The following is a 23,615-nucleotide window of genomic DNA, read 5'->3' as shown; positions in this document are numbered from 1 at the left end:
GAGGGTTAAGATGGGCGTAAACTTAAAAGGGAGAAGCTTTTTGACGCTACTTGATTTCACAAGCGACGAGATTCGTTATCTTCTGGATGTAGCCAGACAGGTTAAGGTCGAGAAGAGAGCTGGAACACCAACCGTCAGATTTGCAGGGAAGACTCTGGCAATTGTCTTTGAAAAGCGCTCCACACGAACAAGAACTGCATTCGAGACTTCCTTCGGAGAAGAAGGTGGGCATGCTGTCTTTCTTTCGAAAGACGACATTCATCTGGGAGTGAAAGAAGACCTTAAGGATACCGCACGAGTCCTGGGAAGAATGTTTGATGCGATAGCATTCAGAGGCTTCAAACAGGAGACAGTTGATGTGCTTGCCCAGTGGTCGGGCGTTCCCGTGTACAACGGTCTTACTGACCTGTACCATCCAACTCAGATTCTCGCCGATTTCATGACGATCGAGGAGAGCCTGGGCAGCCTTAAGGGTCGAAAGCTTGTCTTCGTTGGCGATTCCAGGAACAACATGGCCAACTCTCTTATGATAGGTTCTGCGAAGATGGGTTTGCATTTCGTTGCATGCGGCCCGAAGAGTCTTCACACAGACCCGGCGATAGTTCATAAGTGCAGGGAGATTGCGAAAGAGTCTGGAGCTAAAGTTGAGGTTACTGAAGACGTGGAGAAGGCACTGATGGATGCCGATGCGGTTTACACCGATGTTTGGGCATCTATGGGAGAAGAAGCAAAGCTGCAGGAAAGAATAGCCCTTTTGAAGCCCTATCAGGTGAATACCGAGATGATGAGAAAAACTGGAAAGGCAGAGACGATCTTCCTTCACTGCCTCCCCGCAGTCAAAGGAAACGAAGTGACTGAAGATGTCTTTGAGAGTCCCATTTCAAGAGTCTTTGAAGAAGCCGAGAACAGAAAGCACACAATTAAGGCAGTAATGATAGCCACACTGCTATAGGGGGAAAAATGAAGAGAATCGTTGTTGCAATAGGTGGCAATGCTCTAAATAAACCAAATGAAAAACCAACTGCAGAAATTATGGAGAAGAACCTCCTCTCAACTACCTCTTATCTCGCAGATCTTGTAGAGGAAGGTTATGAACTGATAATCACACACGGAAACGGCCCACAGGTGGGCAACTTGTTGGTTCAACAGGATATGTCAAAAGACGTATTCCCTCCTTTTCCGATCGATGTAAACGATGCAATGACTCAGGGATCTATTGGCTACTTGATTACTCAGACCCTGAACAATGAGCTTCTGAAGCGAGGCAAAAGAAGAGACATTGCGTGCGTTCTGACTCAAATCGTAGTAGATAAGGAAGACGAGGGATTCCTGCACCCTTCAAAGCCGGTCGGACCGTTCTATGATGAGAAGACCGCTAAGGAACTTGAAAGAACCAAAGGCTGGACTGTGAAAGAAGATGCGGGTAGGGGTTTTCGTCGTGTAGTCCCCTCTCCGATACCACTTGATGTGCTGGAGATTGAACCGATACGAGAGATGATCAACGATGGGACAATTGTTGTTGCGGCAGGCGGTGGAGGAATTCCGGTTGCTAGAGATGAGAGGGGAATGATAAAAGGTGTAGAGGCGGTCATCGATAAAGATAGAGCGTCCGCACTGCTTGCGAAACTGATTGATGCCGATGCCTTAGTAATTCTTACCGGTGTCGACCACGCATACATCAACTTTGGAAAGAAAGACCAAAGAGAACTGAAGGTAGTTACTGTCGAAGAAGGTAAAATGTTGATCGATGCCGGTCACTTCGCAAAGGGAAGCATGCTTCCGAAAATAGAATCAGCAATTGAATTTGCTTCAAGAACGGGAAAGGAAGCAATAATAACCTCTCTGGAGAAGGTCGACCTGGCACTTAGGGGAAAGTCGGGCACAAGGATTATTCCATAAAAAGAAGCCGGGTATTTCCCGGCTTTGCCGTTCACTTTCTAACACAATGTGATATAATATGTGTTATACGAATGATTGAAAGGGGTGACGACAGTGCGTGGACAAGAAACGAGAGAGAGAATTATGGAAGCAGCTATACAGGTGATCGCCGAGGAAACAATTGAAGGACTGAGTACCCGAAAGGTTTCAAGCATCGCAGAAGTCAATCTTGCTGCGATTCACTATCACCATCGCTCCAAAGAGGGAATGCTCATAGATCTATCCAGGCACATTCTGAACAACTACGTACTTCCAAGACTCGAACCACTAATCGATCAAGCTAAGCAACCCGTTGAGATTGCCAGGGATCTCTATGCCGAGGTGCTGAAGCTTTATTCCGAAAGATCTGACATAATGGTTTCTCTTGTTTATCTTTGGCTTCATGGAATGAAGAACAAAAGGGTAAGAGAGATTCTAATCAACGCAAGAGCCGACTTCTACGATAGAGTCGAGAGGGCTCTAGGAGCTTCTATGTCCATGAGGAGAGCTTCCAAGGTATCCCATCGCCTCTTAACCTACATGGCGGGTAAGGTTATGGAGATGTCCGTCGATGGAGAGATGTCCGACGAAAAAGAAGTAGATGAGATAGCAAAACTCCTTTCATGAACTTGTCGGTATGAGGATTATTCATCACAGGAGCAGATACATATATTGCCATTCCTGTCAAGGAGCAGGAAAAGACTTCGCTTCTCAGTTAAGAAATCCTAGATTCAGCTGTATCCCCACGAAACTGTAAGCAGGAAAAGGGTTGAAAGAGGCGAGATCGTCTTTGACTTCCCACTTCAGTGTGCCGACCAGTTCAATACTTTCAATATTTACAAAGTAAAACTTCTTGTCAATATCCAGTCTTCTCCTCGCTGAGAACCCCACAGAGGTGTAGCTTTTCTTTTCAGTCTCGCCGGCTACCTTCTGAAATCTTCCCAGAGTGGCACTGACAGTACTCAAATAGTTGTCAAAGAATACTTCTGTTTTCAGTTGCCCACCAAGGAAGGATGCGTCAGGCGCAGAATATTCATACAGGCCGCTAACTTCCAGATACACAACATTGAAGTCATATCCTAACTCTGCAACCACCCTCGCTTCCTCCAGTGAAGAAAATGAGACGCGGGACGCGACATGAAAGTTGCCATCGTAGCCAAGAGTGAAGTATGAACCCTCATCGATGAACCAACCGGCCTCTAGAAAGGGAAGTATGCCGATCCTCAATCCCACATCTTTGAAACCCAGCATAGCCTTCACCGATCCGGGAGACAGTATTCTTGAAGAGTGAGTTGATCCAAATGACATCACAGAAATTAAAAAAAACACGATCACCATAATATATACTCTTCTCATAGGACACCTCAGTTCCAAAATATACATAATGAGTATACAACAGATTTGCCATTATTCTCCGGCGGAGGGCCAATATGAAGACAACAAAATTCTGGGTTCTTGGGTATTTCATAGCAATCTTCATGACTCTTTTTCTCTTTCCTATGACTTCTCGAGTCTTAGGCTTGGCATTTATATTCTCGCTAATAATCAATACACCGGCACGGTTCGTCAGCAGAAAGATCCCTAAAGGAGCTCTCAAGATCATCACAGGTATTGCCCTTCTTACATTCATGGTCTTCCTAATATACAGCGCTATTCCAATAACCATAAGAGGAGTGAGCAGCCTATCTACCGAGTTAGGTTCATTGTTCAATGACGGAGCGTTTGACAAGTGGTTAGAGAAGCTTCCTCCTTTTGTTTCCGAAATTACAGTCGATATCGTTGAAAGTGCGTCTCAGTGGCTGAGTGATGCAGCGATCACGATCGGACAGTACGTTGCATCAAACATAACTTCATGGATTACCGGAGTTGTGCTGCTTATCATAGCGGGATTTGTTATTGCTCGCAGAACCGGTTTGATTCAAAAAGTCGCGCCAATACTTTTTCCCGGTTGCGACCAGAATAAGGTTGGCAGTTTTTTTGACTCACTTTACAAGGATTTTCAGACCTACATAGGTGGCCAGCTGATCATTGCGCTTTTTGTAGGGACCATTATTGGTATCGGATCTGCAATAATCGGAGTCCCAAACGCAATATTCCTCGGATTGCTCGCCGGAATAACGAATTTCATCCCGTATTTGGGAGTAGTACTTACATCCATTCCAATGATAGTGCTTTCTTTCGTCAGCAAGGGTTTTTGGGGGGTTGTCGGAGCCATTGTTCTGCTTGTGTTCGCAAACCAGATAGAGATTTGGTTTCTCTCTCCGAAAATCCTGTCGAATATAGTCAAGATCAACTGGTTCATAGTTCTTGTATCTATAATTGGATTTGGAGAACTCCTAGGTGTCTTCGGAGTGGTTTTTGCCGTTCCAATTCTGATATTCGTCAAGAGATTCTGGATGGACTTCGTCCTCAAGGAAAGGGGTGAAAACAATTGGGAATCTACGATAGAGACTGGTACAAAGAAAGTCAAAGAGGAGAATCCCCAACTCCAGGAAGAAAACCAGACAAATTCACAAAAGGACTGATTGTTGGTTTAGTAGTTGGATTCATCATCGGGTTCCTGGTCTTTGGCTTTATTTGATCAAGTACAAAAAAGGGGCGGCTAGCTGGTCGCCCCTTCTGAGTACCGGTCAACACATAGGCACACAGTTTCATCTAGAAAACGTAAGATACATAAGGCCTTATTTCGAAAATCGGTTTGTCATAACCACCGTTCTTCTTGAAATAACCTCCGAAATAAATCGAGAAGTCGCTTCCGAAAGTGAAGTCCCTGTAAGGAATCATTATGTTCAGTGTCATGATATTTGCATTTACGGTCTCACCGACGGGGCCACTCCAATCTTCCGGATTCGTAAACTGACCGGGGTCGTCTTCAGGTTCTTCCATGTTCAAGTATGGTGTCTTAAGAGTAACCTCTCCCTGTTTGAAATGATCATAAACGAAGGAGATTGAAAGCCCGTTCGTCATTATCGCATTAGCCATAAGAGAAAAACCGTTCAGATCAGGGCCATATTTGAAGCCGAGCGGATAGTCCGTGAAATCCCTGCTTCCGGGAAGTTCGGATTTTGTGTAGATTCTGTTTGTAAATGTGAGAAGCGGCTGCCAGCGATTGTACATCCACGTGTCTGTATGATAGAGCTCCACAGAGGCAAGAAGCAACGTTCCCTTTATATCCGTCGCGTATCTAAGACCCCCACCGTAAGCCAGGGCCGTTGGTTTGCCCCGCGCTCCGGCCTCTGTCGAACCGAACGAAACGTCATCGATGGCGATTTCTCCGTAGGCCTCGATTCCCTTAAACGGCGCTAGAGAAAAATCGAGCGAAGCCATGACGTTGGAGAAATCTTCACCGTAAGTATTGTGGAAGATGATGAATGGGTTGGCGTCGTTCAAATCCGGGTGCTTCCCACCGACAACATTGATCTCGCCTACCCCGACCCTTCCCCAGCTTGCAAACTGAACATCGAACCGATGCCCTATGATCGTCTTCGCTCCTTCAGTGTATGGTCTTCTTTGATTGAGATCCCACACCTTTCCCTGCTTTATCCATTCTTCATCGTTCAGGAGAGAAGTCGGGGTAATGACCAGAAAAGAATATGTGAACCGGCCGTTTTTCCAGAGGGGAGTAGTATATGAAGAAGAGATATTATCGTAATAAGATGACGCATCGCTTATTGCAAGTCCATTTCTCATCGGACCCCAGGCAAGTTTATATCTACCTAGAGAAGCGTAGAAGCTTTCATTTGCGTAGGATACATAGCCGAAAGTAGGCCAGCTCATATCTAGCGCCTCGATTTTTCCTTCAAAAAACTCCACTGGAAAATTCATGTAGGGCTTCGAATCAAAATCATCACCGTGACTAATGTAACTCCGATAGTCTTTTCGAATATCTAGATTTATATACCCTGTGATATAGTCGGATACTTCACTTTCAAAACCCAGTACAAGCCAGGGCTTCAGAGTATCATAACGGTATCTCAAATAGAGCGGAACCACGGATTTTAGCCAGCCCTTCTCCTTGAAAGGCTCGAAATTGTGGATGAGGAACTGAGGAGTAACTCTCAAGTGGATTTCTGTTCCTGGAGAAGTCTTCACAACGGGCTGCTTAAGCTGGACTGTAGCAAAACCCTCAGGAATCCCTGTATTAGGTGTAAAGAGAGTTTTTCCTTCAATCAAGTTTCTGCCCAAAAACAAGTCATATTGATCTGTACCCTTGAATATCAACGTACCCTGGCTTGCAAGAATTGCCACCGACAACACCAAGAAAAACAGCAAAACAATCTTCTTCATCGGAATTACCTCCCTAAAATAGTGAAAAACCTTTTATGAAACCCACGTTAATCCAGAAATCAATGTGATCGGCGAAAATTACTTTACCGCCAGCAAAGAGCGCTGTATCTGGGCAGTAAGCGAAGAAACTCGCCAAAGACAGAATCATAGATCTGTTGATCGGTTTCTTTGGACCGTACCAGTTCTGGTCAAAAGGTGGCTCATAAGGAGAATCGATATTGGCTGAGCCAGTTCTGAGAAGCTCTGCCTTGACGCTAAGAGATATATTCTGACTCTCGTACTCGATGCCGACAAGGCTCAACGTTGAGTCAGGTCCAAAAGGAAATCCAAAAAAACCAGTGATAACTGGCCAAGAATCAAGATGCAAGACATTGAACCGGTATTGATAAGTGAACTTGCCGATGCTTATACCCCTATTGTAGAGATAGGTGGTTGCGTGGTAGTGTTCCATCCGCACTCTAAGTCCGCCGCTATTCAGAAGTGTTTGATCTCTGACTTCGTTCTCCGCTTCAGTGAATCTCAGTCCGGAATAGGGCAAGCCATCAGATATTTTCCATGAAAAACCTGCAAGCCAACCAAAGGCCGTGGGATTGGAATTAGGACTCTCCGTCGAAAGTCTGAAATCATCAAGTGTAAACTCACCGTAGGCAATAGCGCGGTCAATCTTAACCTCGGCCGCTATGGTTGCAGTTACGTTTGAATGATCCTGATAGGTATGATGATAGATTAGAAATGGCCCAATATCCTGCAGATCAGGATAGACACCGTAAACGAGGTTTTCTTCGCCAAAAGTGACCTTGAGATTGTCGTTCATATATCCGAACCGGTGACCAAGGAGTGTCTTGGGTCCCCCGCTAACTGTTCTGTCGGAAGATATAACAAAGAAATTATAAAGATACTCCCCTGATTTGGCTTTTCCATTCAACTCAATCCACAGGTGATCAAAATACGGCAGAGTATTTGAGAGAACAAAACTGTAAGTAGAACCACCAAGACTCAGTTTTCGCCTGCCCAAAGAGATCAGCGAATTCTCATCTCTTCTCTCGAAGTAACCGAGCCTGGGAAAATTCATGTCTACCGAAGGAAGGAAATTTGTCGTCGACAGCGGGAGATTCGAGAACCAGTTGCCCATCAAGTAATCGGAAAACTCCTGTCTCAGATCCATATTCAAATACAGCCTTGACTTCCCCAGGGAAATCTGCATGCCGCCCGAGAAGATTGCAGGAACACTCAAATAGCGATTGAGGTCTTCAAGGCTTGGCTTGTAGCTGTTGCTGACTGCAGGAAAGCTGTTAATCGACAGTGATGGTGACAGAATCACATGAAGTCCAGTGCTCCCAAGAGCCACTAGTGGTATGATAAGCATCAAAAGCAGCGCATGTTTTTTCGACAAGAGATTCACCCCCACTAGAATTCTACACCAGGAGGTTTGATATTCAGTGCGTGTTTCTCTTTTTAGAACCTCTTCCAGCATCCGTGAGATCTTTACCGAAATATTCATATATTCAAATCTCAGCATCACCGCTCTCTTTAGTCAGCTTTTTCACGGCAAAGGCTTTTCAGCAATAGAGATCGGGATTCTGATGGCGGTCACTCCTACCCTCTCAATTATTGCAAATCCTTTTTGGTTCAGGCAATCAAGCAGGGCAGGCGGACCAACTGTCATGGGAATAGTCTCTATTGTATCGGCAGTCTCTGTCTGGGCAGTTTTCTTCTCACCAACCTTTGAAACTTCATTGATCGCAATGTGTTTCTTCTCATTCTTTGTTGTGAGCATAATACCTATCGCTGAGTCTGTGGTCGTTCCTTCTTTGAGAAACAAGGGCAAACGCTTTGATCGCGTGAGATTGTTCGGAACGGTTGGCTATTCCATTACCGCCCTTATCTCGGGAATCGTGTTGAAGTACGGATTTGTCTTTTTCTTCATAATGGCCACAGTGTCATTATCTACAGTAGCCTTGGTTAGTAGAGCCTATCCGACTGGCCGGAAGCTAAAAAGGACAGATGAAGAGACCGATCGATCATCTTTGCCACTTCAGTTTTACCTGCTTGTACTGGCCGGTGTCGCATCCATTACTATTGGAGCCTTCGGATCAACTTTTCTGCCTGTTTTAACTAGTGAAAGGGGCTTCAGTGTTTCCTCAGCAGGGTTCGCGTTTTCGTTGATGGCTTTTTCGGAAGTTCCCTTCCTTTTCTTCGCAGAAAATTTGGTTGAGAGACTGGGTAACACGCGCCTTCTCGTGATAGGAATCTTTGCAACAGGTCTTCGATGGTTTTTGACATCCATGGCGACTTCTTTTCCCATCTTTCTACTTCTTCAAATGCTTCACGGCATAAACTACATCGTAGTCTATTACTCTGTCATGAATTACATTCACACAAGATTTGAAGCCAGCAAAGTCACCAGGGCGCTCACAATCTACTGGATGTCGACTACCGGACTGAGCTATCTTCTTGGCTCCGTACTTGGCGGGGTGCTCATTCGTACATTTGGGATTGTAAGGGTGTACAACGCTACAGGAATAACCGGTATGGCGATTGCCATCTTCTTCTCGTTGATATTTGCAGCGTTTCACAAACGAACTGCCTTCACAAAGCGTTAACTCTAATGCCGATAAATATGGTATACTTAAAATACATAATTTCTATTGAGGGTGATACAGTGAAAGGGAAGAACCGCATAAAGCAAACAATGATAGATATCTCTATGGACATAGACGCCTATCTTGAGAAGGACCCGACAGCTTCAGGTAAATGGCACATAATTCTCTTCTCTGCGGGTTTTCACGGCCTCTTGCTATACAGGATTTCTACCCTTTTCTGGAAAAACAAGCTTGGGTTCCTCGCAAGAGGCTTACATTACGTTTCAAGGATACTTTATTCAATGGACATTCACCCTTCAGCTCGAATAGAAGGCGGCGTTGTAATTGATCATGGTGTGGGAGTTGTTATAGGCTCGACAGCTTCAGTGGGAACTGGAACGCTGATATATCACGGAGTTACTTTAGGCTCAAAGAACGTAATGAAGGGAAAGCGTCACCCGGACATTGGCCGAAACGTTGTACTTGGGGCGGGGGCGAAGATTCTTGGCCCAATATATGTTGGAGACAATTCTAAAGTCGGAGCGAACAGCGTGGTGCTTGAACACGTCCCTCAAGACTCTCTTGTTACCGGGATACCGGGGAGAGTCCATAGGATATCTGAAAGACTGGGATCACGACAATGAAAACTGTTGATTCTTTAATAGGCAACACCCCGATCATTAGGCTTCGATCTCTTGGAGATGCTTCATCGATAATGCTTAAAATTGAGAAAAATAATCCCGGAGGAAGCATAAAGGATAGAACGGTGCTTGGAATGATTCTTGAAGCCGAGAGAAGTGGCGCTCTCAAAAACGGGATGACCATAGTGGAGCCAACTAGTGGCAACACGGGAATAGCCATCGCAATGCTTTCCGCTTCTAGAGGTTACGGGTCGGTTATCTTTATGCCCGAATCGGCAAGTATCGAAAGAGTTAAGCTTATGGAAGCCTTTGGTGCAAAAGTGATAAGAACTCTCGCTGATAAAGGAATATCCGGTTCATATGACGAAGCCAAGAGCTTTCTCCGGAATAATCCCGGTTCAATAATGCTTGATCAGTTCAATAATGAGGCTAATCCCTTTTTTCACTTCTCTACTACCGGTCCTGAGATTTTTCGGCAGGTCAACCGAGAGCTTGACGCTTTCATTTGCGGCATGGGAACGGGAGGAACAGTGACCGGGATTGGACGCTTTCTCAAAAAGGAAGCTCAACGTATTCATATTGCCGGCATCGAACCTGCAGGTTCGCCCTTCATTTCGCAGGGTAGATCAGGCTCTCACAAAATTCAAGGAATCGGCCCCGGTTTCAGACCGAAGGTTCTCGACCTATCAGTGCTGGACGAAGTAATAACAGTTGAGGACGAAGAAGCTCTCTCTATGATGAAATGGCTTCACAGAAAAGAGGGGTTGATGGTCGGAATATCGTCCGGAGCCAACGTTGCCGGCGCTCTCAAACTCGCCGAAAAGGGCTTTCGAAGAATCGCAACCGTTGCTCCGGACACTTATGAAAGATACCTAAGTCTGACCTAGAAGTATCGATCCTATGGGCAATCGTGCGTATAGTTTGCTACTAGATTCACCGGACCAGCCATTTTGACAACGATTACTTCTCCACACACTATCCCATAAGTTTCGTTGAGATCCCAGTCTCTGAAAGTGTACCCCTCGATTTTCGGAGCGGTAACAACAACCGTGGCTCCTTCATCATGCCACCCTTCGCCAGGTATTTCATGTTCATATCGGGCCGATGTAGCAATATTCAAGTAATAGGTCACTAAAAATCTTGCAGTTAATTTCAAAGAGTGATCCATGAGGATTTCTCTATTAGGTGAAGTCTCCCCGTCGTCCCACTCGATAAAGCTGACCCTAACATCATCTCCGACAGGCTTTCTATAATCAAACTCTTGAAGTTCATCTATTTCAACTACTAGAGTCTGATCCCTTTCAACAACATAATCCAATGGAATGTTCAGGTCTTGACCATCAATAGAAACCTTGGACGAGACTATCAATTCCTTGTCGGAGACAATTCCCAGAATCACAGGCGGGACTACGGTGGTAAATTCCCATATGGGGCCCTCTGTTTCGTCTTCACCGTCTGAAGCAACGACCTTCCAGTAGTAGTGGGTTCCCTCCTCAAGGTGAACCGGTGTATAAGTCTCTCCGGAAACTCCTGAAGCAACAAGGACAGGATTCGGAGTCTTACCGAGATAGACATCGTACAACAAAGAATCCCCATCAAGGTCTCCGCATGACCAGCTAAGTGAAGTGTTTGTCGGAACAATTGTTTCGGCCATTTTGGGGACAGGATCGAATGGTATGCTAGGTGGTCTATTGACATCAATTACGGTTATCTCGAAGCTTCCTGAAGAAGACGCTCCTTCTGAATCGCTTACAGCGATCTCAACATCATACGTTCCTGAACTCTCGTAATTGGCAGCGAAGACGTATTGAATGCCTTCAATAACTCCCACACCGGTGATTAAGGCGAAGGTAATCTCATCCCCATCGGGATCAAATGCATAATCAAGAAGGTCCAGATAAAGGGTCTCGTTCTCTTTGATTGTAAAATCAGGAATGACTATTTCGGGAGGCTGATTCGAGTCAAACACTGTGACCAGAAAAGTGCAGCTCCCCTGGCCCCCTTTGCCGTCCGACGCCCGAACTTCTACCTGGTACACTCCAACTTGCATTTCTCTTGCATCGAAAAACAGTTCTGTTCCAATTATCTGCCCAAACTGACCTACTAGCTCATAAGTAAGAGAGTCACCGTCAGGGTCTGTCGATAATTCGCTCAAGTCTATGGTCATTTCCTCGCCGACTGAAATCCGAAGATCACTGATTTCTATAGAAGGAGCTCTATTGTTATCTATAACCGTCACCTTGAACCTTCTGAAATCTGAATCACTCCCGTTACTTGCTTGTAGTTTTACCCAGTACTCTCCAGCTTCATCATAACCGGGAGCGTAAAGATAATAACTTCCCTTGATCTCGCCAACTCCTTCCAAAACCTGAAAGTTCAGATCTTCGGCGTTCCCTGACAAAATGTAACTGGCCAGCAATAATTCAAGAGTTTCTCCCTCAGTGACAACCTGAGGATCTATCTGCTTCAGTAATCTAGCTCTGGGAACCAGACATGAAGAAGAAACCATCAGAACGATTAACAAGCAAAGAGTGATTCTCAGAATGTTTTTGAGACCCATTTCAAACCTCCGACTTATTGTGCTTTGAGAACCAGCAGAGCTCCAGTGTTTTTTCCTGTCTGCCAGTCTTCCTGAAGCAAAACAGCGATTTCCTTTCCGTTGAAAACAATATCTACCGGATAGCCATCTAACTCTACATATTCTATCGTATTTCCTCTGCTATCCAAAATCTCAAGTGTTCCAGTAATGGTCTCAAGAACGTAAATTCTTTCCCCGTTATGAAAGACTTTTATCGGGCCACGACCTAATAGATCATAATACTCCGTCCGGTAACTTGAAAGTTCCACAGTCATTATCTGGTCTTCGCCGGTCAGAGCAACCCATATCTTTCCATTATGGACTATCGGGAAATTCGGATACCTGCCAAGGTAGACTGTGTGTATTTCGCTGAAATCAGTTTTGGAAAGGATCTTCAGACTCTCCTCAACGTAGGAGATAAGAAAGAGCCTATCGCCTTCGAGATGTATGTATGAAGGTCTCTTTCCGATATTCACTTCCTTTACCAGATTTCCCCATTCATCGAATACTAGCAGTCCCTTTTCGGTTTCGTGAGACCGGGTTAACATATTGTAATTGTGAAAAAGCGAGACGAAAAAATGCTCTGAATCCTCTGCCACAGAGAGTCCAATCACCGGGAGTTTGTGCCTCTTGATTATCTCTCTCTTAGCAATATCAAGCACTAGGAACTCATAGTCATTTGTGAGTATTCCGATTTTTCCATCAATGAACGATCCCGTAATCAGTCTGCTCGATGTTGGAATCTCATCGATCTTCTTCCATCTACTCGGATGTAAAGAAGCATCCACGACAACCAGCCTACCGCTGTAGAATCCAAAGCAGTACAGCTTCCCATCTCTACAGATTAGATCATTAATTCCGTCATTTCTCATAGTATCGAAAATCGTGATGGGCCTGAAACTGGCGTCGAAAACAACTAGTTCAGAGTCGCCTTTTACAAGAGTAACGTAGTACGTTCCGCTGCTGTTTTCGACCTCAACAATTCTCGAGGGCATAACTCCAAGGGGATATCTTTGCCCGAAAGTGATCGTTCCGAGTACATTACCTTTAAGAATCACGATGAAAAGAAGAAAGAGCATCATTGATCTTTTCAAGGGCGCTTCACCACATATACCAGAAGATCTTCTTTGAAACTCGACGCGATATTGAAATCATGGGTGTAAACATCGATCTTGTTACCCCTTATAGAACTACCGGTGTCCTCAACAACAAAGAATCCCTTGTTTGGAGAGGACGAGAAAAACGGAATATAGACAATCGAGCCAAGAGGAATTACGCTGGGATCGGCGGCAACCGTTCGATATCCCTTCACGAAATCCCCACTTGCAGTCATTTTGAAAGAAGGCGATGTCGGATTCTTTGCATCATCCCACTCAGTGTACATTGTAACCTCAAAAGTTCCCACATTATCGAAGATTATATCGGCTGGATTCACAGGGACATCTGCCTTCCAGAATTCAAAGTGGAGATTTCCCTTTGCATCTGATGCCAATCCAATGGTGTCTCCAACCCTTACAAAATCACCCTTGATAACCGTTCGGCTTCCCAGGCGTGCATAGACAGTCTTAAGGTTGTTCCCATGATCGACAACAACCATCTCACCGTAAAGATCGTTTACACGCTCCGAGAGAATAACTTTACCGGGAAGAAAGGCGGTTATCCTGGAATTCGGCGGGACGGTCAGATCCATTCCCGGGTTGGCATAGCCGTAATCATAGCTTCCGAAGTTCGATTCAATTGAATCAACGAGAAAGTCTACCCCAAGATTCAAGCCGAAATGAGTAGCGATTGATGCCTTAGCCATGAGATTATCCAGTGAGAGAGGTATCTTTATCTCATCCCCTCGGAATATTAGGTCCCAGTTCTTGACCTGAGGATTCATTTCCTTCAGCTGATCTACTGTGACACCGTAAGCCTGTGCAATGTTCCACAGACTGTCGCCCGATTTGACTATGTATGACACGTAAGACATTGGTTCTATGGTCTCGTAAGCTGCCGCGCCAAGTCTGCTGCGAATATCGGAAATCTCTCCAAGAAAGGTGGTCATTGTCACATAATCCCTTTGTTCAGGCTGTTCCTGTTGCTCAATAGCCTCCAGATTAACCGCAAGCTCGCGTGTCCTGGAGTCCATTTCCTCAATCCTCAATACCAGTTCGTTGAAAACCTCTGCATCTATAACGGCCGATCCAACAGTCTCTTCAAGTTCTGCAAGCCTCCTTGCAATCGAATCATATCTTGCGCTATCGATGGCTGAAGTATCCGTTCTTGCTGCAAGCTGCTCGATCTTTCGCACGAGTTCTTCGTATTTCCCGTCATCTCGCTCAGGCTCCTGTTGAACAACAACAACTTCAGTGTTCTTTATCTCTTCTATTCTTCTGAGGAGCTCTTCGAATTTCGCCTCATCAATTGAGCTGTCGTAGCTACCCACTTCGGAGATTCTCTGGACGAGCTCTGTGTATCTTGAAGAGTTCAGAGATTCTAGGGCCTGGACTTTTCTGTTAAGATCGTCGATCTCCCGCGTCATTATGTTGGTTTCTACCGAGCTGATCAATACTCCGTCGATCTTGTCATAGAGCGTCTTAACGATTGCTGCAGACGAGGCGGAGTCTATAACCGATTCAGCAAGCATATTCTTTATTATCTGAAGTTCTGCTCTCAGCGCTTCAAGCTCATCATAGCCTGCATAGGTGGGCTCTATTGCTTGAACAAAGTTTATGCGAAAGGCAAGCTCCTGTACAGCATCTTCAAGCTCAACTATCTTCCTTTGACTAAGAGCAATAGAGTCAATCTTCCCTTCAATAGCATCCATCTTTGCAAGAAAATCATCTCTAGTAATGAACGGAGAGTTACACCCCGTGAAGAGCACGAAAACAGGTATAAGAAGAGTAAGAAGGGTAACCTTTTTCAACTGAATCAACCCCCTCCCGCGGGAATGGTAATAAACTCAAGAGGCAGAAAAGTCATTTCAATCTCCCTGCCCTTGAAAAACTCCTTCAAGAGACCCAGACCGGAAACCAAATAATCATAATCGCCCAACACCTCAATAACAATAGGCGAAATTTGAGTAGGTACATCATCAATTATAACAGTTGCTCCTACGCAACGCACGTAAGTATATGGCATTATTCTCTTCCCATTTAATGAGATCTTAGTTGCCCTCAAGGCATATATTTCGTTCAGAATCATAAGGATATCGCTGTCATGGATAATGCTACTTCCTTTGAAGCCAGATTCAATTCTTATTCGTACACCTTTTCCAACCTCTTCCTCGTAAAACTCACTCCGAGTACTGTAAGGGACAACAGTTCCCGAAACGGCGTTTTTGACATCAACCATACTGGATTCTACAAGCGACTTGAGCTCTTCCAGCTGCCACTCAAGAGAGACAATCTTTCCTCTTATTCCCTCTATCTGGGTCGAGTAGTCTAGAGTCTCTCTTCTATCCAGTGAAGTGAGAAGATTCCGAATGTTTTGCATATCATTTGAGAGATTTGTCAACGAGTCCCCAACGGAAGTACTGCTAACAGCAGCCGAGACTGAGTTCAGGTTTGCAATAATCCCCTGAAAATCGGTGATTATCTTCGAAAGATCCTGTCTCACTTCAAGAGAAGAGAGTGAGTCGAGATTCAGGTTGAGTTGGGAAACTCTTTCGGACATGGTCTGAAGTTTGTTCTCTATTTCCCTTGTACTGAGACTTGAAACCATTTCATCGCCAAACTGCCTGAGAAAGTAGATGTTCAAGAAAGCACCCAAAGCCACAATAATAATGAAGATAACAAAGAGAACCCAGATTCCTTTCAAGTCTTTCACTCCAAAACAAAAGCGGCGGCAACTCCGGCCGCCGCAGAGTCTACGACACTATTTTACCTTTTCCTTCAGTTCCTTTCCAGGTACGAATTTAGGAACTTTTCCGCCCGGTATCGTAATGGGCTTCTTGGTTCTCGGATTGACACCCTTTCTGGCCTTCCTTGAAGCTACCATAAATGTGCCAAAACCAACGAGTCTCACAACATCACCTTTAGACAGTGTCTTTTCGATGATCTCGATCACTGTGTCAAGGGTCTTTCCAGCATCTTTCTTAGTAACACCCGTTTTCTCAGCGATTTCAGCGATGAGTTCTTTTTTGTTCATACTGTTCCCCCCTTCGCATGAGATGTCGCTATTATTCTACCACTCAGAGCTCAAATTACCAAACTCCTTATAGAGGGCGATTCTAGCCTTCATCGGGAAGAAATCGGCCCTGAGAGTTCTGATTCGGCTTCAGGCTCGCGATTTGGCCTTCAAAGCTGTTAAGCCGTCGTCAGGCAGGCGAATTGAGTGTATAATTGCTAGTGGAGGTGGTTCTATATGAAGAAACTCATTATTACAGTTTTAGTGGTGTCTCTAGCCCTCGTATCTTTTGGCATCAATTACATAAATCCAGTTGGTCCTACTCTAATTCCAATTGCTGAGTTACTCTCCTCGGATATCTCTAATGAAGTCCCGGGTCTCGAAATCAATTTGTGGAGAAGCGTAGACGAAGCGATTTCAATGCTGGTTACAGGGAGGGCACAGATAAGCCTTCTTCCCGTAACCGTCGGAGTTAAGCTGGCAGCTTCTGGAGTAGATATTAAGCTCGCGGCAGTGAGCATGTGGAATGGCTTCTATTTCATATCTACAGAGAAGCCGATAGATGATATAAAAGACCTGGTAGGAACGGTGATCTACACCTTGCAGGCACCCGGTCAGACAGCAGACACCATTCTTCGCGGCGCCCTTGAGTCCCGTGGATATGAAGTCGGAAGAGATGTGTCGATAGTCTACGTAGGCGGCGCCGAGTCTGTGCAGCTTCTTGCGAGCGGAAAAGCCAAGCTCATACTTGTACCTGAACCGTTTGCTTCTCTTGCCGAGGCTCGTGTTCAGAGTGTAATAAGGTCCATGCCGATTGAAGATCTATGGGAAAGCTTCAACGATAGGAGAATCAACATTCCTACATCGGGGATATTCGTAAGCGGTTCTCTCGATAGAAGTGTTGTCGAATCATTCCTTCTCCTTTACCAGCAGTCCATGAGCCTGTCGCTCGCTAATAGGGAGAAGACTGCGGAGATAGTGTCAGAAAAGATGGGTGGCTTCCCCATTCCTGTACTGCAGAAGGCAATGGATACAGCAGGCTTTCTATTTGCAGACTCCGAAAAAGCCAGGGAAGAAACAACGATATACATTGAAAAGCTGCGGGAACTCGATCAGGAACTGACGGGTGATATTGATCTAGATGCTCTCTTCTTCTAGAAGGAAACAGCTTGCGCCAATTCTCTCGGTAGGTTTTCTTCTACTGGTGTGGTTTGTCGCATCTCTGCTGGTTTCAAGCAACCTTCTATTGCCTGGTCCAGGCGAAACAATAGCGGAATTCACGAAAATACTCTCAAGCGCTAGAGGCTGGTCGAATATTGTCGAAACATGCTCAAAGGCTTTTATTGGGCTTTTTCTCGCGCTGGGGATGGCCATGGTGACCGGGTTTCTTATGGGTCTGATCGATGTATTGTATGAATTGCTCAGACCGTTGGTAGTGATTCTCCAGTCTATTCCTATCGTATCCTGGCTTGCTCTGGCGATCTTCTGGTGGGGGGTAGGGTTCTCTTCTCCAGTATATATTGTATTGCTTACGCTATTTCCTATCTTCACAATTAATATTGCAGAGGGAGTCAGAAACGTAGACAAGAAGTTGGTAGAGATGGCAAAAGTTTACAGGCTCTCCAGGAAGGTTGTTCTCAGGAAGATCTATCTTTCCTCTGCCTTTCCCTTCATAGTGTCGTCAATGAGAGTGGGGGTTGGAATCATGTGGAAATCAGTCGCAGTAGCTGAGTTCATGGTTGGGGCATCCGGTATAGGAAGAGCAATGTCCGATGCGAAGTACTCAATAAACACTACCAGAGTCTTCGCTTACACTCTGATCCTTGTGATTCTCGGCATACTTACCGAGAAGCTTCTAGATCTGCTAATAGGAAGGAGTGCCCGCTATGCACTTAAGAATTAGAGATCTGCATAAGCAGTTTGACGGGGAGAAGATAATTGATGGTTTCAGCTACTCTATAGACGGTGATTTCTTCCTAACGATCCTCGGCAGCTCCGGCTGCGGTAAAACCACACTACTGAGAATCATCGGCGGTATCCTGAAGCCCGATAGCGGAACTGTTGAACTTGACAGCAAACGCTTGGGATTTGTATTCCAGGACGATAGGTTAATCCCGTGGTTGACGGCTGCCCAGAATATCTCGATTGTCTCACCTGGGTGCGACCCGGTTGAGTTTCTCTCATTTGTTGGACTGAAGAAGCATAAGAGCAAGTATCCTTCTCAGCTAAGCGGAGGGATGCGCAGGAGAGTCAATATAGCGAGGGCGTTAGCCTTCAACCCTGATATCATTCTTTTGGACGAGCCGTTCAGTTCTCTAGATGTTGTAATTAAGGACAGGCTGATGGAAGACATCCAGAAAATCTGGATGAGGAGGGGAATCAGTGTGATAATGGTTACACATGATCCTGCGGAGGCAGCGAGGCTCTCGACAGACATAATAATCATACAGGACAAACTTTCGAAGACTGATTCTATAGATCTCGGCAGTCCGGAAGAGAGAACAATGGACGAAATCGATCGAATAGCTCGTAGCCTGTTATCTAGAATGAAGGAATCTTCTTCATTTGTTCAATGAAACGTGAGTAAATTGAAATAGCAGTGATGTAGTATTTGCTGGCACAGAGGTGATTGAAATGGCGAAAATCCATGAGTTAATCGTTGATCTGAACAGCTTCGAATTCAAGAAGACGATAGATGTCGTTCTGGACCCAGACTTCACAGAAGAGATAAAGCTGACAAGCGCTGCAGAGACCCACATCGAATTGTATAAAGATAAGGATTCGATCATTGTAACAGGTTCGGTGAAAACAATCCTCGAAGAGAACTGCGCAAGGTGTTTGAAAGAAGTCTCAATCCCGATTGAAGGAACAATTGAAGCCACCTACGTACTTCAAGACAGTGTTGTTTTTGCAGAAGACGGCACAAGCGCCGACCTGGATAATGTTCTGAGGCTTGAGGGAGATCTGCTGGACTTGTCAGAACGCGTTATTGAGGCTATAATTGTTGAGGTTCCTCAGAAGGTTCTGTGCGAAAAAGACTGTGCAGGTCTGTGTCCATATTGTGGAGCAAACCTTAACGATGAGCAAAACCATTCGTGCCAGAAGAGGGAAGAGATTCAGGATGAATGGCACAAGGCTATTTCCGACCTGAGAGAGAAATTGAAGAGCTAGATATAGGAGGGATTAGAGTGGCCGTTCCAAAGCAAAAGCGAAGCAGGAGCAGAACCCGCTTGAAGCGCGCAAAGACATATAGTGCGATCAAAGTGGCTGTTTCTACATGTCCAAACTGCGGCGAACCAAAACAGCCACACAGAGTGTGCCTGCACTGTGGCTATTATGGAGGAAGACAGATTCTTGAGATTGGTGAGTAACAGATGCAAGGCGTAAGAATTGCCCTCGATGCTTTTGGTGGAGATAATGCTCCCGAAGTTAACATAGACGGTGCTTTTCTTGCTCTCGAAGAGTTTCACGATCTTGAGATAGTTCTGGTAGGAAAAGAAGAAAGTCTCAAGCCTTTGCTGAAAGAGACGCCTGAAAGCTCAAGAATTCGAATAGTTGATGCGGGAGAGGTTTTTCCGATGTCGGAGAAGCCTTCTCTTTTGCTGAGAAAAAAGGAGACCTCTCTTTACAAAGCCGCACAGCAGGTGAAAGACGGAAAGGTCGATGCTCTTGTTTCTGCAGGGAATACGGGCGGGGTTCTTGCCGCCGCACTTTTCATTGTGGGAAGAATAAAAGGCGTTGATCGAGGCGCTATCGCCGTTCTAACTCCCTCCAAGAATGGATTCACCATACTGGTCGATGCCGGAGCAAACTCCGAAGTCAGGTCTGAGCACCTGCGCGACTTCGGCAGAATGGGCTATGAATACGCGAAGCTTCTCGGAAGAACCAACCCGAAGGTTGGGTTGCTTAATGTTGGTGAGGAGCAAGAGAAAGGTACTGAACTCACTAAGCAGGCATTCGACTATCTGAAAGCTGAACTTGGCGATGATTTTGCTGGGAATGTTGAAGGCAGTGATATCAACTACGGAGATGTAGATGTAGTTGTCTGCAGCGGATTCGACGGCAACGTTGCCATGAAAGCAATGGAAGGCACGGGAAAGCTGATTTCAGCAACGCTTAAGAAAGAAATCAAGCGGAGCGGTCTTTTCGGACTGATCGGTGCTCTCTTTCTCAAACGCGCGCTGGAACGGCTGAAAAGAGCTATGGACCCGAGTGAGTACGGAGGTGCTTTCATCCTTGGTGTTAAAGGGGCCGTTGTGAAGGCCCACGGCAATTCTAATGCCCTCGCCATAAAGAACGCAATTAGAGTTGCTTACCAGGGAGTCAAGGGCGATCTAGTTAAGAGCCTCGAAATGAAGATTGGAGAAAAGTAGTATGTGCGGCATTGTTGGAATGGTTGGAGAAGACCTCACAATAAGAAAGCTTGTAGATGCCCTGAAGAAGCTTGAATATAGAGGCTACGACTCCGCAGGAGTTGCCGTGAACAGTCGAGAAGGTCTAAGAGTAACGAAGGCCGTTGGAAGGATTTCCGCTCTCGAAAAGATTCTTGGAGACGAGCTGGATTCGAGCGTTGTTCAGGGAATTGCCCACACCAGATGGGCAACTCATGGAGGGCCTTCCGATTTCAATGCACATCCTCATACCGATTGCACGGGAAAGATAGCGGTTGTGCACAATGGTATTATCGAGAATTTCGACGTTCTGCGAATAGATCTAGAAAAGAAGGGCCACATTTTCAAGTCGGTTACCGACACAGAGGTAATAGCCCATCTCATTGAAGACCATTATTCCGGTGACATTGTTTCAGCCGTAAGGCATACTTTGGTGGATCTTGAAGGTGCGTATGCAATTGGCGTAGTTCATCAGGACCATCCCGACGTAATCGTTGCAGCTCGCAAAGGGAGTCCCCTTGTCGTAGGATCTACTGGCGAAAGCGGCTATCTTGCCTCAGACGTTACGCCTCTATTGAAGCATATTAGAGACGTCTACTTCATTGATGATGGAGAACTTGCCGTAATTCGTCCAGGCAGTGTAAGTATATCCAGATTGGACGGCACATCTGTTAGAAAATCGTCAACTAGGATAACCTGGGGCGAGGACTCGGCTGAAAAGGGCGGCTATGATCATTTCATGCTCAAAGAGATATTCGAAGAGCCACAGACTCTTAGAAATGCTCTCATGTCCAGAATCAAGGATGGAGCTCCCAGGTTCAAAGAGGTTGATCATCTGAAAGAAGAGATCGCGAAGGCTAGATCGATAACTGTACTGGCTTGCGGAACAAGTTACCACGCAGGATTAGTCTTCCAGAGATTCATACAGGACTATTCTGGGATTCGGATAGAAGTTGAAGTGGCTTCAGAATTTCGTTACAGAAGATTGCCGGAAGGATTCAGTGACCTTGTCATAGCTATTTCCCAATCAGGTGAGACGGCAGATACTCTTGAGGGGATTCGTAAGGCGAAAAGACTTGGAACCAGAATCATATCTCTTACAAATGTTGTTGGGTCCACAATTTCGAGAGAGAGCGACGCAGTGATTTATATAAATGCCGGTCCGGAGATAGGTGTGGCAGCCACCAAAACTTACGTCGCACAGGTTGCAGTCCTGCTTCTTCTGGGAGCCTGCATCTCCAGCATCATAGGTCAAAGCAGTTCAGATATCGCAAAGATTGTTAATGAGCTGGAAGGGATGCCCACGGTTTTTGAGAATACACTCCCAGCCGCTAACGAACAGTGTAAAAGACTGGCAGCGGAATACTCCGATTTCAAACATTTCATGTACATGGGCAGAGGGTATAGCTATGCAACTGCCCTTGAAGGCGCCTTGAAGCTCAAAGAGATCAGTTATATTCACGCAAGCGGTTATCAGGCCGGAGAGCTCAAGCATGGCCCTATAGCTTTACTGGATAAGGACTTTCCGGTCTTTGCAATAGTTCCTGAGGATGAATTGAAGTCGAAGATGATTTCCAACATAATGGAGACCAGAGCAAGAGATGCAAAGGTTCTGGCTATCTGTTCAGAGAACGATAAAGAAGTCTCAAAGACCGTGAACAGTCGTATCGAGGTTCCTCGTGTTCTCGATCCCCTATATCCGCTGGTGATGTCACCTTATCTGCAGCTCTTCGCATACTACATCGCGGTTAAGAGAGGGCTAGATCCAGACAAACCGAGAAACCTGGCTAAGAGCGTCACTGTTGAATAGAGAGAATCAAGATCGATTTTGGCGCGGTTCTGGAAGTGATTTTGCATGGATCGTTTTCTGAAGGGTTTTTTCGGAGTACGGTGAACCGTCAACGGATGACCATGATATGAATAGGAGAATCAATTTGGATAACGTAGTTAAGGAGATCGCAGACATTTTGGATGAAAAGCATGGAGAAGACATCGTAATACTGGACGTCTCCAAGGTGTCAAATCTATCTGATTACTTTGTCGTAGCAACCGCCAATTCTGACCCCCATATGGGTGCTCTTCGAGAGGCGATACTCGAGTACATCGAAAAGGAAACCGTCGAGATCATCTACTATGACAAAGGAAAAGGCTATGATTGGCTGGTAATAGATGGCGGTTACTTCATCGTCCACATATTCAGTAAGAAGGGAAGAGAGTTCTATTCTCTCGAAGACCTTTGGTTGAATGCAAAGCGTTACACATATAGAGATCTCGTCGCTGACGAGGACAACACACGGCAGTAATCGCAGTCGATCCCGGTGCCCCTTCTGTAGGGGTCGATCGGCGCAAAGCCGGAGGAAAACCAAAACGGAGGTGTATTTGTGTCGGTAGTATCTATGAAACAGCTTCTCGAAGCCGGAGTTCACTTCGGTCACAGAACGAGAAGATGGAACCCCAAGATGAAGCCGTATATTTATGGTGAGAGAAAAGGCATCTACATCGTAGACCTTCAGAAGACACTTAAGCTCATTGAAGAGGCCTATGAGTATGTGAGAAATTCTGCTCAGGAAGGTGCAACGTTCCTTTTTGTTGGCACAAAGAGACAGGCTCAGCAAATCGTACAGGAAGAAGCGAAGAGATGTGACTCCTTTTACGTCAACAGCCGCTGGCTCGGTGGCCTTTTGACGAATTTCGCTACGATCAAGAAGAGAATCGAGGCTCTCAAGAACTTCGAAGAAATGGAAGAGTCGGGAAAGCTCGCCGCTCTACCCAAGAAAGAGCAGAGCATGATCAACAAAAGGCTCGATAAGCTTAGAAAGAACCTGAGCGGTGTCAAAGAAATGCAGAAGCTTCCCGATGTTATCTTCATTGTTGACCCCAAACAAGAAGAGATCGCCGTTGCAGAAGCCAACAAACTCGGCATAAAGGTTATCGGTATAGCAGACACCAACTGTGATCCAGATGTAATAGACTTCATAATCCCCGGAAACGACGACGCCATAAGGGCAATTCAGTTGATCGTTCATACCATGGCCGATGCTATTCTTGAGGGCAGAGAGGGTCTAAACGCCGCTGCTCTCGAAACTAAGAAAGAATCGACTGCCGAAAA

The 23,615-nt window shown here is 45.6% G+C and carries 24 protein-coding genes; 16 read left to right on the top strand and 8 right to left on the bottom strand.

The features are described from left to right. Window positions 1–10 precede the first annotated feature (10 nt). From argF to B3157_RS01415, 3 genes are all read left to right on the top strand, one after another. A complete protein-coding gene (gene argF / locus B3157_RS01425; protein WP_214061358.1) occupies window positions 11–952 on the top strand; it encodes an ornithine carbamoyltransferase in 942 nt (313 codons plus the stop codon). 8 nt (window positions 953–960) lie between these two features. Further along, window positions 961–1,899, top strand: coding sequence for a carbamate kinase (gene arcC, locus B3157_RS01420; protein ID WP_214061357.1), 939 nt, complete (start codon window positions 961–963; stop codon window positions 1,897–1,899). 93 nt (window positions 1,900–1,992) lie between these two features. Continuing rightward, a complete protein-coding gene (locus B3157_RS01415) occupies window positions 1,993–2,544 on the top strand; it encodes a TetR/AcrR family transcriptional regulator (RefSeq protein WP_099829074.1) in 552 nt (183 codons plus the stop codon). 84 nt (window positions 2,545–2,628) lie between these two features. Here B3157_RS01415 and B3157_RS01410 read toward each other — a convergent pair whose 3' ends face one another. Continuing rightward, the gene (locus B3157_RS01410) at window positions 2,629–3,273 is read right to left on the bottom strand and encodes a hypothetical protein (protein WP_292588306.1); all 645 of its coding nucleotides are present in this window, start codon (window positions 3,271–3,273) and stop codon (window positions 2,629–2,631) included. Between the two features lie 74 nt (window positions 3,274–3,347). Between B3157_RS01410 and B3157_RS01405 the strand changes: the two genes are divergently transcribed. After that, the gene (locus B3157_RS01405) at window positions 3,348–4,442 is read left to right on the top strand and encodes an AI-2E family transporter (RefSeq protein ID WP_292588305.1); all 1,095 of its coding nucleotides are present in this window, start codon (window positions 3,348–3,350) and stop codon (window positions 4,440–4,442) included. A gap of 130 nt (window positions 4,443–4,572) precedes the next feature. On the opposite strand, the gene B3157_RS01400 is transcribed toward B3157_RS01405, so the two are convergent. Next, window positions 4,573–6,204: a capsule assembly Wzi family protein gene (locus tag B3157_RS01400; protein ID WP_292588302.1), complete on the bottom strand. Its 1,632-nt coding sequence runs from the start codon at window positions 6,202–6,204 to the stop codon at window positions 4,573–4,575. 13 nt (window positions 6,205–6,217) lie between these two features. Continuing rightward, window positions 6,218–7,597, bottom strand: coding sequence for a hypothetical protein (locus tag B3157_RS01395; protein WP_292588300.1), 1,380 nt, complete (start codon window positions 7,595–7,597; stop codon window positions 6,218–6,220). Between the two features lie 46 nt (window positions 7,598–7,643). Between B3157_RS01395 and B3157_RS01390 the strand changes: the two genes are divergently transcribed. From B3157_RS01390 to cysK, 3 genes are all read left to right on the top strand, one after another. After that, a complete protein-coding gene (locus B3157_RS01390) occupies window positions 7,644–8,807 on the top strand; it encodes an MFS transporter (RefSeq protein ID WP_292588298.1) in 1,164 nt (387 codons plus the stop codon). 89 nt (window positions 8,808–8,896) lie between these two features. Continuing rightward, window positions 8,897–9,430, top strand: coding sequence for a serine O-acetyltransferase EpsC (gene epsC, locus B3157_RS01385; protein ID WP_349680352.1), 534 nt, complete (start codon window positions 8,897–8,899; stop codon window positions 9,428–9,430). Continuing rightward, window positions 9,427–10,314, top strand: coding sequence for a cysteine synthase A (gene cysK / locus B3157_RS01380; RefSeq protein WP_292588294.1), 888 nt, complete (start codon window positions 9,427–9,429; stop codon window positions 10,312–10,314). Before epsC ends, cysK begins: the two co-directional genes overlap by 4 nt. A gap of 11 nt (window positions 10,315–10,325) precedes the next feature. Here cysK and B3157_RS01375 read toward each other — a convergent pair whose 3' ends face one another. Genes B3157_RS01375 through B3157_RS01355 form a run of 5 tightly spaced genes read right to left on the bottom strand, consistent with a single transcriptional unit; the run spans window position 10,326 to window position 16,136 of the window. Next, window positions 10,326–11,987 carry an Ig-like domain-containing protein gene (locus B3157_RS01375; protein ID WP_292588292.1) on the bottom strand — a complete coding sequence of 554 codons (1,662 nt, stop codon included), beginning with the start codon at window positions 11,985–11,987 and terminating at the stop codon, window positions 10,326–10,328. 14 nt (window positions 11,988–12,001) lie between these two features. After that, window positions 12,002–13,099: a YncE family protein gene (locus B3157_RS01370; RefSeq protein ID WP_292588290.1), complete on the bottom strand. Its 1,098-nt coding sequence runs from the start codon at window positions 13,097–13,099 to the stop codon at window positions 12,002–12,004. Further along, window positions 13,096–14,913: a peptidoglycan DD-metalloendopeptidase family protein gene (locus tag B3157_RS01365; protein ID WP_292588288.1), complete on the bottom strand. Its 1,818-nt coding sequence runs from the start codon at window positions 14,911–14,913 to the stop codon at window positions 13,096–13,098. The genes B3157_RS01370 and B3157_RS01365 overlap by 4 nt, the downstream gene beginning before the upstream one ends. Before the next feature lie 5 nt (window positions 14,914–14,918). Continuing rightward, the gene (locus tag B3157_RS01360) at window positions 14,919–15,815 is read right to left on the bottom strand and encodes a DUF881 domain-containing protein (protein WP_292588286.1); all 897 of its coding nucleotides are present in this window, start codon (window positions 15,813–15,815) and stop codon (window positions 14,919–14,921) included. 48 nt (window positions 15,816–15,863) lie between these two features. Further along, window positions 15,864–16,136, bottom strand: a complete 273-nt coding sequence (locus B3157_RS01355; RefSeq protein WP_103133832.1) for an HU family DNA-binding protein — start codon at window positions 16,134–16,136, stop codon at window positions 15,864–15,866. A gap of 216 nt (window positions 16,137–16,352) precedes the next feature. On the opposite strand from B3157_RS01355, the gene B3157_RS01350 reads away from it, so the two are divergent. The 9 genes from B3157_RS01350 to rpsB form a co-directional block, all read left to right on the top strand. Further along, window positions 16,353–17,273 (top strand): ABC transporter substrate-binding protein, encoded by a 921-nt coding sequence (locus tag B3157_RS01350; protein ID WP_292588281.1) that lies wholly within the window; start codon window positions 16,353–16,355, stop codon window positions 17,271–17,273. After that, window positions 17,257–18,018, top strand: coding sequence for an ABC transporter permease (locus B3157_RS01345; RefSeq protein WP_214078705.1), 762 nt, complete (start codon window positions 17,257–17,259; stop codon window positions 18,016–18,018). Before B3157_RS01350 ends, B3157_RS01345 begins: the two co-directional genes overlap by 17 nt. Then, window positions 18,002–18,691: an ABC transporter ATP-binding protein gene (locus tag B3157_RS01340; RefSeq protein WP_099829061.1), complete on the top strand. Its 690-nt coding sequence runs from the start codon at window positions 18,002–18,004 to the stop codon at window positions 18,689–18,691. Before B3157_RS01345 ends, B3157_RS01340 begins: the two co-directional genes overlap by 17 nt. Before the next feature lie 58 nt (window positions 18,692–18,749). Further along, window positions 18,750–19,286 (top strand): YceD family protein, encoded by a 537-nt coding sequence (locus tag B3157_RS01335; protein WP_103133829.1) that lies wholly within the window; start codon window positions 18,750–18,752, stop codon window positions 19,284–19,286. 17 nt (window positions 19,287–19,303) lie between these two features. Next, window positions 19,304–19,486: a 50S ribosomal protein L32 gene (gene rpmF, locus B3157_RS01330; RefSeq protein ID WP_099829059.1), complete on the top strand. Its 183-nt coding sequence runs from the start codon at window positions 19,304–19,306 to the stop codon at window positions 19,484–19,486. A gap of 3 nt (window positions 19,487–19,489) precedes the next feature. Next, complete coding sequence (plsX, locus tag B3157_RS01325; RefSeq protein ID WP_292588272.1) at window positions 19,490–20,488, top strand: phosphate acyltransferase PlsX; 999 nt, start codon at window positions 19,490–19,492, stop codon at window positions 20,486–20,488. Between the two features lies 1 nt (window position 20,489). After that, complete coding sequence (glmS, locus tag B3157_RS01320; protein ID WP_292588270.1) at window positions 20,490–22,316, top strand: glutamine--fructose-6-phosphate transaminase (isomerizing); 1,827 nt, start codon at window positions 20,490–20,492, stop codon at window positions 22,314–22,316. A gap of 106 nt (window positions 22,317–22,422) precedes the next feature. Then, window positions 22,423–22,809 carry a ribosome silencing factor gene (gene rsfS / locus B3157_RS01315; RefSeq protein ID WP_103133826.1) on the top strand — a complete coding sequence of 129 codons (387 nt, stop codon included), beginning with the start codon at window positions 22,423–22,425 and terminating at the stop codon, window positions 22,807–22,809. A gap of 78 nt (window positions 22,810–22,887) precedes the next feature. Further along, window positions 22,888–23,615 (top strand): 30S ribosomal protein S2 (gene rpsB, locus B3157_RS01310; protein WP_292588267.1); only part of this gene is annotated, 728 nt, incomplete at its 3' end.

Source organism: Mesotoga sp. UBA5557 (assembly GCF_002425715.1).
Taxonomy (GTDB): Bacteria; Thermotogota; Thermotogae; order Petrotogales; family Kosmotogaceae; genus Mesotoga.
Note: the sequence above shows the minus strand (reverse complement) of the source record. Positions and strands in the feature narration are given on the sequence as shown.